This window comes from Streptomyces abyssalis (genome assembly GCF_001751365.1).
Taxonomy (GTDB): Bacteria; Actinomycetota; Actinomycetes; order Streptomycetales; family Streptomycetaceae; genus Streptomyces; species Streptomyces abyssalis.
On record NZ_LJGT01000037.1, the window covers coordinates 17,018 to 30,538 of the forward strand.

Below are 13,521 nucleotides of genomic sequence, written 5' to 3' on the forward strand. Positions count from 1 at the left end.
GCCAGGGAAGCCGGCCGGGGTCGTTGCCGTGGACGCTGCCCGTCTGATCCCCTCGGCCAAGGGGATTGATCGTCCATGAGGGACATGGGGAGCGAAGCGGGGGAATCTTGACGACAGGACCGAACGGCGAGACGACGCTCCTGCAGGTGTTGCTGGACGCCGCCGCCGACGCCCCCGGCCAGGTGCTGGTGCATGTGGGGGGAGACGGCGGGGAACGGGCTGTCACCTTCGCGCAGTTGCGGGACGATGCGCTGCGCGTCGCGGGCGGATACCTGGCATCCGGCGTGGCACCCGGTACCTGCGTGCCGCTGCTCGCCGACCGTGGCGACGACTTCCAGGCGCTGTTCTGGGGCGCCCTGGCAGCTGGCGTCGTCCCGGTGCCGCTCGCCCCCGACGTGCGACGGTTGCTGCCGGTGTGGGAACTGCTCGGCCGTCCTCCCGTGGCCGTCGACGGGGCGAGCGAATCCCTGCTGGAGGAACTGTCCGGCGGTGTACGGGCATTGAGGCTGGCGGAGCTTCGGCAGGGGCATCCGCCGCCTCGGCTGCCGGACGTCTCCTCCGATTCGCTCGCCCTTCTTCAGTTCTCGTCGGGCAGCACCGGAGCGCCCAAGGGCGTGAGGCTGACACATGGCGCGGTCCTGGCCAATCTGGAGCAGATCCGCCTCGCCGCGGCCATCACGTCCGGCGACGTGGTGGTGAGCTGGATGCCGTACTTCCACGACATGGGGCTCATCGGCACACATCTGGCCCCGCTCGCCGCACGCATCAAGCAGGTGAGGCTGGAGCCGTTGTCGTTCGCGAAACGGCCCGCACTGTGGCTGGAGGTCGCGGAACGGCACAGGGCGACGCTGCTGTCGGCGGCGAACTTCGCTCTGGCCCTGGCCGTGCGGCGCATTCCCGACGAGGGGTTCGCCCGGTTCGACCTGGCCGCGGTGCGGCTGCTGCTGGTGGGCGCGGAGCCGATCGCTCCGGCCGTGTGGCGGCGGTTCCTGCGCAAGGCGGAACGTTCCGGTCTCGACGCGTCGGCGCCACAGCCGGTGTACGGCCTCGCGGAGGCCACGTTGGCGGTCACGTTCCCGCCGCCGGACGAGGTGGCTGTGCCGCTGGTCCTCGACCGGGCCGCACTCAGCCGCGGCCGCGCGGTGGACACCGTCCGGGGCCCGTCCGCCGTGGAGCTCATGGACGTCGGCGTGCCGGTGCCCGGATGCGAGGTCCGCATCGTGGACGACGCGGACCGCCCGCTGGAGGACGGACGGGTGGGACATCTGCAGGTGCGCGGGCCCCAGATCGCGCAGGGCTACCACAACGCACCCGAGGCGAGCGCCGGTGCGTTCGCCGGCGGCTGGCTGCGCACAGGCGACCTGGGGTTCCTGCGCGACGGGCGGCTGTGCGTGACGGGCCGCCACAAGGACGTGCTGTTCGTCGGCGGCCGCACCTTCCACGCCCCCGACCTGGAGGAAGTCGCGGTCGGCACCTCCGGCCTGCCGTCCTCCGTGGCGGCGGTCGTGGGCTCCACCGACCCTGAGGAGGGCGGGGAGCGAGTCGTCGTCTTCGTGCAGTGGGCGAGACCGCCCCGCGAGGCGGCCGATGTGCTGGAGCGGGTGGCAGGGCGGGTGCGGCAGGCTCTGGCCCACGACGACGTACGGGTGCTGCCGCTGCCGGCGGGTGCCTTCCCGCGGACGACGAGCGGCAAGCTGCGTCGGCGTGCGATGCGCGAGCGCTTCGAAGCGGGGGCCTACGCCGCGGTCGGGGAACGCTGGGCCCGCCGTGCGCCCGGCACCGCACCGACGGCGGACTCCCCGGTGGCGCCCGGCGGGTCGGTGACGCCTGCTCAGCCGGTGGCGTCCGACGGGTCGGTGACGGCGCGCTCGCGGGAAGAGGCCGAGCAGACCGTTGCCGGACTCTGGGCGCGGGTGCTGGGCCGCTCCCGGGACTCCATCGGGCCGCATGACCGGTTCCTGGCCATCGGCGGCTCGTCGCTGAAAGCCATGGAGGTGCTCGCCGCGCTGGAGGACACCTTCGGCGTCACCGTTCCACCGGCAGCGATGCGCGATCACGACACCGTCGCCGCGCTCACCGAACACGTTCTCGCGTCCCGGCGCGGCGGGCCGCCGGAGCCCGCCGCCCGCTCCGTCACCCCGGGCGGGGACGGCGACCCGGCGCCGCTTGCGGTCGTCTCCATGGCCTGCCGCTTTCCCGGTGCGGACTCTCCGGAGGCCTTCTGGGACCTGCTCGCGGCCGGCCACGACGCCGTCGGCACCGTACCGGCGTCCAGGTGGAGTACCCCTCCGGAGGCCGCTGCCCGCTGGGGTGCCTTCCTCGACGATCCGGCGGGCTTCGACGCCGCGTACTTCGGCATCGACGAGCAGGAGGCGACGGCGACGGACCCGCAGGCCCGGATCTTCCTGGAGCTGGCCCACGAAGCCCTGGAACGGGCGGGCTATGCGGGCGTACGGCGGTCGGGCCGCCGTATCGGCGTCTTCGCCGCGACAGGGGAGAGCGGCTACCGCGAACTGCTGGCGCAGGCTCACGGGCCGGGATGCGAGCTGCCTCCCGGCGCGCTGGTCGGCAACCTCCCCAACCTCGTCGCAGCCCGCGTGGCGCAGAGCCTGGACCTGACCGGACCTGCCCTCGCCGTCGACACCGCCTGTTCTTCCGCCCTGGTGGCACTGCATCTCGCGCGCCGCAGCCTCCAGTCCGGTGAGTGCGACGTCGCCGTCGTCGGCGGCGTCAACCTGACGCTGGCACCGACCGGCCACCGGCTGCTGGAGGCAGCGGGTGCCCTGTCGCCGACCGGGCGCTGCCGTCCCTTCAGTGCCGCCGCCGACGGTTTCGTCCCCGGGGAGGGCGGCGCGGCGATCGTCCTGGCCCGGCTGGAAGACGCGCACCGCGCCGACGACCCGGTCCTGGCCCTGCTGCGCGGCACCGCGGTGAACAACGACGGACGCTCACTGAGCCTCATGGCTCCCAACGCTCTGACACAGCGGGAGATCATCGTCCAGGCCTACCGGGACGCGGGCGTCGACCCGGGCACGGTGTCCTACATCGAGGCGCACGGCACCGGAACCGCCCTCGGTGACCCCGTCGAACTGCGCTCCCTGGCCCATGCGTTCGCACCGCGCAGCGACGGGCAGCCCCGACTGCTCGGCTCGGTGAAGAGCAACCTCGGCCATCTGCTCAACGCCGCCGCCATGCCGGGCCTGGTGAAGGTGGTCCTCGCCCTGGGCCACCGGCAGTTGCCCGCCTCGCTGCACCATGAGCCGCTCGCCTCCCTCCCCGACGGCGCGGCCGGCGCCTTCGAGGTGGTCACCGAGCACCGTGAATGGACGGCGTCCGGCCCGCTTGCGGCCGGGATCAACGCGTTCGGATTCGGCGGCACCAACGCGCACGCCGTTCTCGAACAGGCGCCCGCGCGCCCGGCGTCCGGCTCGCGCGGGCGGAAAGAGGCCCAGGCCGGGGCCGGTTCGCGGGACGAAGACGGGCCGTACCTGCTGGCGCTGTCCGCGCGCAGCGCCGCCGCGCTGGGCGCGGCGTCCCGCGACCTCGCGGCTCACCTTCGCACCCATCCGGCCCTCGACGAGCGCGACGTGTGCGCCACCGTCAGCACTGCCCGCGACCACGGCCGCCACCGCCTGGCGTTGGCGGGCCACGGCCGAGGCGACCTGGCCGAACGCCTGGAGGCAGGCCCGGCCCCCGTGGTGGCGCGCTCCCGGCCTCGGCTGGTGTTCCTCCTGCCGGGTCAGGGCACCGTGCGTCCCGGGGCGGGCCGGGACCTGTACCGGTCGGCTCCGGAGTTCCGCCGTGTCATGGAGGAGGCCTCCGAACTCACCGGTCCGGTCGGCGGACGGACTCTCGCCGAGTGGTGCCTGGAGCCCGGCATCCCGCGAGCCGGCCTTGCCCGTACGGAGGTCGCGCAGCCGCTGCTCGTCGCGTTCGGCGTCGCGCTCGCCCGTCAGCTGAACGCATGGGGCCTGAGCGCCGATGCGGTCGCCGGTCACAGCGTGGGCGAGATCAGCGCTGCGTGCGTCGCCGGTTCGCTCACCCTTGCCGAGGCCGTGGGGTTCGCCGCCGAGCGTGGCAGGCTGATGCGCGACCTGGCCGCACCGGGCGCGATGGCTGCCGTGGCCGGCGGCGAGGAGACCGTCGCCACTGTTCTGGCCGGCTCGGGCGACGCGCTGTGCGTCGCCGCGGTCAACGCCCCCGGCCAGGTGGTGATCGCCGGGACCGCCGACGCCGTGGACCGGGCCGTCGCACAGCTGGACGCCGAGGGGGTCCCGGCCCGCGGACTCCACGTCTCACACGGCTTCCACTCGCCGGCGATGCGCCCGGTGGCGGACCCGGTCGCCGCCGCGGCAGCGGCACTCACTCCCCGCCCGTCGTCGGTGCCGCTGCTGAGCACGCTGAACGCGCGGTGGCAGCCGTCCCTGGACCCGGCGCACTGGCGTGAGCACACCTTGCGACCGGTGCGATTCGCCGACGCCGTCGAACGCCTGCTGGACGACGGATACGACACCTTCGTCGAGCTCGGCCCCGGCACCACGCTGCCAGGGCCGGTCCGCGCCGTGGCCGCCCAACGCGACCCGTCTGCCGAGGTGTTCGCCCTGGCGGCCCCGGGCACGGACTCCGACGCGGGACACGCTCTTCTGACGTCCGTCGGGCAACTGTGGGCGCGCGGTGCGGAAGTGGACCACGCGGCGTTGGCCGGCGGGCGGGCCCGGGTCCCCGTTCCGGCATACCCCTTCCAGCGCCGCCGGTACTGGCCCGGACGCGCACCATCGTCACTGCTGCACCGCCTCACCTGGCGCGATACGTCCACGACGGCGGGCGGCGGCGCCCCGTCTGCCGTCCGGCTGGCCGGGCCGGACTCGGAACTGGCCCGGGCGTTCGCACATCGGCTGGAGAACCGGGGCACCGTCGTCCGGCGGGAGTCCGACGCCGACGGGCCGGACGCGTCCCCGCAGATCACCGTGCTGATCACCGGGCCGGCCGCCGACTGCGAAACCGTCGCGGATCTCGACACCGCGACGGGCGCCGCGCTGTCCACCGTGCCGGGCCTGTGCACGCCGCCGGCCGGAAACGGTGCGCGGCTCGTGGTCGTCACGGAGGACGTCCACGCCACCGGCACGGCCCCCGAACGGCTGCGCCCCGCCCAGGCCCTGATGACGGGTCTGACGCTTGCGCTCCCCGAGGAATATCCGGGCCGCACCGCCTACAGCGTCGACCTGTCCTCGTACGACTCCCTGGACGTCCGACTCGACGCCCTCGAACAGGAGTTGCTCCGGCAGCACGCGCAGGCGAGCCCGGAGGTGGTCGCGTGGCGCGGGGGCCGACGCCTGGCCCGTGTGCCCACGCCGGTGGGGACCGGCGCACCGTCCTCCCCGTCTCTGCCGCCTTTGCCGCCGCTGCCGCCCGGCGGGACGTATCTGATCACGGGTGGTACGGGCGGGGTCGGCGCCGAGCTTGCCCGCCATCTGGCGGGGCGCGGCCGGCCGGTGCTGGTGCTGGTCGGGCGTTCTGCCGGCCCGCCGGGACGCCTGATGGCCGAACTCCGGGCAATGGGGGCCATGGTGGAGTACCGCGCGGCGGACGTGGCGGTCGAAGCCGATGTCGAGGTTCTGGCATCGGAGTTGCCGCCCCTGGACGGGGTGTTCCACGCCGCCGGTGTGCTGCGGCCCGGCACGCTGCGGGCCAAGTCGCAACAGGAGATGGCCGATGTCCTCGCGGCCAAGGTGCGCGGCAGCCACCTGCTGTCCCGGACGCTGTGGCGACACGGGCACCGTCCGGCGGTGTGTGTCGCCTTCTCGTCCGTCGCCTCGGTGCTGCCCGGGCTTGCGGGCGCGATCGGCGACTACGCCGCGGCCAACGCCTTTCTCGACTCGTTCGCCGCCTCCGAGCGAGCTGCCGGCAGGCCCTGGCAGTCGCTGAACTTCGCCGCGTTCGCCTCGACGGGGCTCGCTGCCGGACAGCGGACGCGGACGTCCGTCGCGGCAGGCGGTCTCCCGCCGCTGACTCCCGGCACGGGGCTCGCGGCGCTGCACGAGGCATGCGGCATCGATGCCGCCCAACTGGTCGTGGCGGAGCTGGACGACGCGTCTCGCAGCGCGGCGGCCACGAGCGCGGCGAACTCCGAGGCGGAAGCGAATGCCGGGGCGGAAGCGAACACCGAGGCACCGGTAGGGGCAGGGACAGCGGCCGTGGCTGGAACCGCCTTGCCCGCGACCACCGTTGGGCGGGCACCCGCATCGCAGCCCACGCCTGCCACGGGCGCGGCCGGTGCCGCCTCGCACGGGACACACGAGGCGCACGAGACGCCCGAGTACGAGACATACGAGGCGCACGAGGCGCACGAGATCACGGAGGTGGTGAGCCGGCTCCTGGCCGAGGCCCTGCACCGCGCCCCGGCCGACATCGCCGACGACGAGCCGTTCCTCACCGTGGGACTGGACTCACTCACCGCCGTGGACCTCGTCAGACGGCTGGAGTCGGAACTGGGCCGTCCCCTGCCGCCCACGCTGTTCTTCGAGTACCGGACGATCGGCGAGCTGGCCGACCATCTGAGCGCCGGTTCCCCCGGTGCGCAGCTTCCCGCGGGAGAGCGGCGACAACTCGCTGCCGGGAGGGGCACGTTCGACGACCGAGCCGCGCTGCCCCTCACTCCCGTGCAGCTGGCCTTCCACGCGGGCGGCAGACTGCACCCCGGCGTCACCGCCTACGCCTTCGTGCGTCTGACCGTGAACGGCCCTCTCGACACCGGGTTGCTGGGCCGCGCCTTCGCCGTCCTGGCAGCCCGCCACCCGATGTTGCGCCTCAGGATCGAACCCGGCAGCGGCTCGCCACCCGTGCAGAACGCGGCACCGGCCGAGCCGGAGGACTCTGTGCCGTCCTGGTACGAAGTCCGTGACACCGACGGCTCGTTGGCGGATCTGGAGGAAGGGCTGTGCAACCGCCCGTTCGACCTCGCCGTCGAGGCACCCGTGCGCGCGGTCCTGGTGCGTGAGGGCGCGGAACACGCCCATCTGCTGCTGGTACTGCACCACGCGGCCGCGGACGGATTCAGCCTGAACGTCCTCGGCGAGGAGCTGTGGTCGGTCTACACCGCCCTTGCCGACGGCCGCTCACCGCAACTGCCGCCGCTGGAGGCCGACTTCGCCGACTACGCGGCCGCCGTCGAGGTCGAGCGTTCCTCACCGGAGTTCGCCGGGGACCTGCGGTACTGGCGTGAGAAGTTCACCGAGCACCCCGGGCTCCAGGGAGACCTGCCGTACGACGGCGCCCCGGACGCGCCGCACACCGCGCCGCTCACGGCCCACCAGGTGCCCACCGACCCGGAGTTCACCGACGCATTGCGCAAGTGCGCCGCCGCGCACGGCGTCTCACTCTTCCACCTGCTGCTGGCCGCGTATGCACGCTGCCTGTCGCGGTGGAGCGGCCGGCGCGACGTCACGGTCAACGTCGCCCGCGCCCGCCGCGATCTGCGGCTGGCGGGTATCGGCCGGCTGATCGGTCCGATCGCGGACACCCTGCCGCTCCTCGCCTCGGTCGACGTGGACGAGCCGGTGCCGGACCTTGCTCGGCGGCTGCACGGGATCTGGCTGGATGCCGAGCGGCACGCCCGTCCATCGAGCATCGACGTCTCGCGGCTGCCGCCCGCCACGGGCAACAGATCCCGCACGCCATCACGCACGCCGACCCCGGCGGGATTCAGTTTCGCCCGCTTCCCCGCCACGGTGGACCCCCGCTGCCCGGTCACGGTGCGCCCGGCCGCGGCACGCAGCGCCTCCGCCGCCACGCGCCTGGGACTGCTGTGCTGGGAGAGCGACCAGGCTCTGCACTTCTCCTGGAACTTCCCGTCCCGGCTGTTCACCCGTACCACCGTCGAGCGCCTTGCGCGCGAACACCTCGCGGAACTCGCCGGACTCGTCGCACCTGCTCCACCCGGAGCTCCGGCAGAGACGGAGCAGCAGGAAGTACGGGCGGGGGCGGTGGCACGGGCGGAGGCAGAGGTACAGACACAGGCAGAAGTACACGCAGAGACACCGGTCCCCGTGCCTGCGACCGAGCGGGGCGGAGTCGTCGAGCGCCTGTGCGCGCAGTTCCTGGCGGCCCCCGATCACGTGGCCGTCGACACGGGTGGGGCAACCATGACCTACCGGGAACTCGACCGCGCCTCGTCCGTACTCGCGGACAGGCTGCACGCCCGGGGTGTCGCAGCCGGGGACCTCGTCGGACTGCTCACCGCACCGGGTGCCGACACCGTCGCCGGCGTCGTCGGCATCCTCCGCGCGGGCGCGGGGTGGGTGCCGATGGATCCCTCCCACCCCGCCGGACGCCTGGCCGACCAGCTCCGGCGGTCCACGGCCCGCACCGTGGTGTGCCACGCCGCCTCCCGCGCAGTGGCCGACGCACTCGACGACGTGACGAGGATCGCCGTCGACGACCCGTCGCCGGTCCCGGTCCCGGCCCCTTCGGCCGGTCATGTACCCGACGGTCCCGTACCCGACGGTCCCGTACCCCCCGATCCCGGCGCTCCCGCCTACGTCATCTTCACCTCGGGCTCCACCGGCCGCTCCAAGGCCGTGCCGATCACGCACCGGGCGATGGCGAACTACCTGGACTGGGCACTGGACACTTTCGGCTATCGCCGCGGCGACAGGCTCGTCCAGACCGCCTCCGTCTGCTTCGACGCCTCCGTGCGGCAGCTGCTGGCGCCGCTGCTGGCCGGGGCCACCGTTCACACCCTGCCCCCGGACCTGGTGCGCGACCCCGAGGCGCTGCTGGAGCGACTCGTGAGGGACCGGATCACCGTGTGGAGTTCGGTGCCGACCCTGTGGGAGCGACTGCTGAGAGCCGCCGAGACCCGCGTACGGCGGGGTGCGCCCCCGCCTGACCTGTCCGCGTTGCGCTGGATCCATGTGGGCGGCGAGGCGCTGTCCCCCGGACATGTGCGTCGCTGGTACGACCTGTTCGGGTCCGGCCACCGCATCACCAACCTGTACGGGCCGACCGAGGCCACCATCAACGCGACCTGCCACATCATCGACGCCCGTCCCGCCGACGACGTGCGGCGGCTGCCGATCGGCCGTCCCGTCGCCGGCACCGAGGTGGCGGTCCTGTCCCCGGACGGGCGTCGCTGCGGCACCGGTGAACCGGGTGAACTGCTCATCAGCGGAACGGGACTGACGCCGGGTTACCTCGGCGATCCCGGGCTCACCGCAGCCGCGTTCACCGAGCGGGACGGGAAGCGCTGGTACCGCAGCGGCGACCGGGTCAGCCAACGGCCCGACGGCGAGCTGGAGTTCCTGGGCCGCCTCGACGACCAGGTGAAGATCCGTGGCCACCGGGTGGAACCGGGGGAGATCGAGGCCGTACTCCGCACCCACCCCGGCGTCGTCCAGTCCGCCGTACTGCACCGGGACGGCCGGCTGACCGCGTTCGTGGAGCCCCTGCCCGGTGTTCCCGCGCCCGGTCCCGTACAACTCCGTGCCCATCTGCGCGAGGCCTTGCCCGACTTCATGGTCCCGGGCCGGTTCCGCTTCCTCGACGCGCTGCCCCTCACCGGCACCGGAAAGATCGACCGCCGGCGGCTCGATGCCTCGCCCGTCGGCGAGCGGTGCACACGCGCGGCGGACGACGAACCCGACGAGGCCGCCTACGGGACTCCGCCCGCCACACCGACCGAGCGCACTCTCGCGCGCATCTGGTCGGAGGTTCTGGGGGGCGTTGCCGTCGGCCGTGAAGACGACTTCTTCGAGCTGGGCGGAGATTCCATCCTCGTCCTGGACGTGTTCGCACGCCTGGAGAAGGCGAACGGACTGCGACGGCACGACGCCGTGCTGCCCAGACCGACGGTCGTCTACGAACACAGCACCCTCGCCGCCCTCGCCTCCGCCATCGACGAGACCGTAAGGGACGGTGCCGTCCTCGACGAGGCCGCCAGGGACGCCACCGATGTCACCGATGTCACCGCGCTTGACGCCGGGGACCGAAGTGCCCTTCCGTTCCCCCTCACTCCCACCCAGCGGGGCTTTCTGATCGCTGAGGCCGTCGCGCCCGGATCCGGTTCGGCGTGGCTGGCCCGGCTGCGCCTGCGCGGTCCGCTGCGGCCCGACGTCTTTCAGCGCGCGGTCGATGTCCTGGTCGAGCGTCATCCCATGCTGCGCACGGTGTTTCCCGCCGGCACCCGGCCCCCGGTGCAGCAGGTACTGCCGCCCGCGCTCCGGCTGCCCGTCGAGTTCGAGACGCGGGCCTCGCCCGGCCTGGTCGACGAACGCGTATCCGCCGAACGCCGCCGCCGGTTCGAGCCCTGGGCCTGGCCGCTGCTGCGCCTGCGGGTGATGAGCCTGGGACCCGAGGACCACGTGCTGATCGCCCACGCCCATCACCTCATCGGCGACGGCTACAGCGTGGCCCTGTTCGGGAGGGAACTGCTCACCGTCCACGACCGGCTCGCCCGTGGCGAACCGGCAGGACTGCCGCCGTTGCGGGGCACCTTCCGCGACTACGTCGACTTCCTCCAGGAGCCGGCCGTGGACCGGCGTCCGGACCCGGTGAAGGCCGCGCGGACGGCACGTCACCAGCGCCCCTACCGCCGGCCCGACCTGCGCCAGGGCAAGGCAGGGGCCACCGTCTCCCCGGATGAGGGCTGTGCCGGGTTCAGGTCGGAGGGGTTCACCCTCGATACCGGGCTGACGGACGCACTGCTGCGGTCCACCACCGTCCGCGCGGCGCCGTACGCCCCTGTCCTGACCGCCTACTACCGGGCTCTGGCCGGCCTCACCGGGCAGCAGGACCTCGTTCTCGGGCTCGCGGTCACCGGACGCGACCATCCCCTGCCAGATATCAGCCGCCAGTTCGGACCGTTCGCCGCCGTGGTGTCGCTGCGCCCCGCCGTCGCCGAGCCCGATGCCTCAAGTGGCGCCTCCCGCCCGTCCTTCGGTGACGACCTGCGACGGATCACCGACGAGGTCGTGGCCGCACGGACGCGCGGCACCGACGGGATGTTGTCCGACGGGCCGCCGATGGCCACTCAGTTCCTCTTCAGCCACCTGGACTTCTCCGCTCTGGGCCCTCCCGCAGGCGAAACCCTGACTCTCGACTGGGAGGACCAGGACACGGAGCTCGCCGCGCCGCCGGCGGGGAACGACGTGTTCCTGGCTGCCCGGCCGGTACGGGACGGACTGCGCCTGACCCTGCGCGCATCAGCCGCCGCACTTGCGCCGGAGACCTTCACCGCGCTCAGCCGCGCCTTGCGGGACGAGGTCGCCCGGGCCGCCGCACCCCATTCGGCCCCGGGTCCGGGTCCGGCCCCGGGTCCGGGTCCGGGTCCGGCCCCCGCCCCGCCGTCGGCCCTCGCCCCGGCGCCGCCCGGCAGCGCACGCTCGTCCGTCACGGATGCGGCGCTCGTCGGTTACCTGCCGGCTCCCGGGCAGCTGGCCGCGCTCGCCGGGATGCCGGCGGCGGCCCTCCCCCGCGAGCAGCTGCGTGCCCTGCTCTTCCCGGACGGAGGTCCACGCCTGCTGGAGGAGATCACCACGCCGCTCGGACGCTCGGGCTTCGTCGCGCTGCCCCTGTTCGCCGACGAGCTGGCCCCCGGAAGCACGCTCAGCGCCCACACCGCCCGCGCCGTGACCCACGCGGCGTCCCTCGGCGCGCGCTGCGTCTCGATGGCGGGCATGATCCCGGCGCTCACCGGCTACGGATTCGAGGTCCTGCGCGAGGAGACAGTGACGACTGCGGTCACCACAGGCCATGCGGCCACCGCCGTGTCGGTGGTCGGGACCGTCCAGAGCGCGCTCGCCGCAACCGGACGAGACCTGGGGGAACTTGCTGTGGCCGTCGTCGGACTCGGCTCGATCGGCACCGCCTCCCTCAACCTGCTGCTCGACCGCGCCCCGCGCCCGCCTGCCCGGCTGCTGCTGTGCGACGTCGCCGGCAGCGCGCCCCGTCTGCGTACTCTCGCGGCGGAGTTGCACAGGAGCGGCCTCGCGCGGTCGGTGGCGACTGCCGAGTCCGGCCAGGTCCTGCCCGCCGCGGTGTACGAAGCCGACCTGATCGTCACCGCCGTCAGCGGCGGCACGGCCGTCCTCGACGTGGACCGGCTGCGGGCCGGCTCCGTCGTGGTCGACGACTCCTTCCCGCACTGCTTCGACACCGCTCGCGCCGTTGCCCGGATGCGGCAGCACGGCGACGTGCTGACCGTCGGCGGCGGACTCCTGGCAGTCGGAGACACCGAGCGGCATGTCGCCGGCGACCTGCCGGCTGCGGCCGCCTCCGGATACGCGGCGTGGTCCACGGTGCCGGGCACCGTCGCTTCCTGCCGGCTCGAATCCCTGCTCCATGCAGCCGTGTCCGGCCTTCCCCTGGTGCACGGTCTGGTCGACGGCGCATGCGCACAGGCTTATTGGGACGCGGCTGAGACGGCCGGGGTGAGCGCCGCGCCGCTCCATCTGCTCGGGCACACCGTCGAGGACAGCTCCCTGCGGCAGTTCCCGCGCAGCCGGCTGAGTCGCGGCTGAACGACCGGACGGCTCCGTGCTCCACTCCGTGTTCCCCTCGAGTACGTGCAACACCCGGACCCGCCTGGAGCCCGCTCGGTAGGGTCGTCGCATGGTGCAGAGCAAGGCCGAGAGCGTCGACGCGTACCTCGCCGAAGCCGAGGAGGGGCGGCGAGCGGCCCTGACCCGGCTGCGGGAGCTGTGCCGGGAGGAGCTGGAAGGCTTCACCGAAGTGATGGCGTACGGCATGCCCGTCTATGAACGGGACGGCAGCGGCGAGGTCGCCTTCGCCGGCCAGAAGCAGTACATCTCCTTCTACCTGATGCGCAGTGACGTCCGCGCGGCCTTCGCGGAGCGGCTCGCAGGGCACGACATGGGCAAGGGGTGTCTGCGCTTCAAGAAGCCCGAGCTGATCGACTTCGACCTGGTGCGTGACCTGCTCCGGGCCACGGCGGCGGAGCGGGGCAAGATCTGCTGACGCCGTAAGGGCCGTGACGGCTGTGACGTCGGGGGAACACCGGCCGCGCCGCCGCACGGCGGCAGGGCGCGCACGTCGGCCGCGGGCACTGCACCGGTCATGGCGTCCCCGTGGCCGTATCGCACCCGCTTCGCCCGGTTGGCGCACAGTCTCCTGTACGTGCGCTTCCGGCGCGGTCACTCTTGGACGGGTGCACCGAGCACCGCACGTCCATTCCGAGGGGGCACCCGTGGACGGTGAGCGTCCGCAGCCCGCCGGCAGCGGCGGGAACGGCGACGCCGACCGCTGTTGCGCCGACCGCGATCGCGGCGATCGCTGCACGAGCACGAGCACGAGCACGAGCACAGGACGGGCCGGCAGCCACAGCCACGGCCACGGCCACGGACGTGCCGTGGCGGTCGCGATGCTGGTGCTGACCGTGCTCACAGTCGTGATGGCTGCCGCCGCGGCCTGGCAACTCGTCTCCTAGGCCCGCGAATCGGCCGGCCGGGAGCCGCTGTACACCAAGATCACGCTGCTCTAATCTTGTGCGCCTGCCCGGTGGTTGAC

General features: G+C 73.5%; 3 protein-coding genes. All 3 read left to right on the forward strand.

Annotation, left to right across the window (positions count from 1 at the left end; translation table 11 throughout):
* Positions 1 to 107 precede the first annotated feature (107 nt).
* The 3 genes from AN215_RS03385 to AN215_RS03395 all read left to right on the forward strand — a co-directional run bounded on the left by AN215_RS03385 (position 108) and on the right by AN215_RS03395 (position 13,441).
* Positions 108 to 12,515: a hybrid non-ribosomal peptide synthetase/type I polyketide synthase gene (locus AN215_RS03385; protein ID WP_070010282.1), complete on the forward strand. Its 12,408-nt coding sequence runs from the start codon at positions 108 to 110 to the stop codon at positions 12,513 to 12,515.
* A gap of 91 nt (positions 12,516 to 12,606) precedes the next feature.
* Complete coding sequence (locus AN215_RS03390; protein ID WP_070010281.1) at positions 12,607 to 12,972, forward strand: iron chaperone; 366 nt, start codon at positions 12,607 to 12,609, stop codon at positions 12,970 to 12,972.
* A 229-nt stretch (positions 12,973 to 13,201) separates the two neighbouring features.
* Complete coding sequence (locus tag AN215_RS03395) at positions 13,202 to 13,441, forward strand: hypothetical protein (protein WP_070010280.1); 240 nt, start codon at positions 13,202 to 13,204, stop codon at positions 13,439 to 13,441.
* The last annotated feature ends 80 nt before the right edge of the window (positions 13,442 to 13,521 follow it).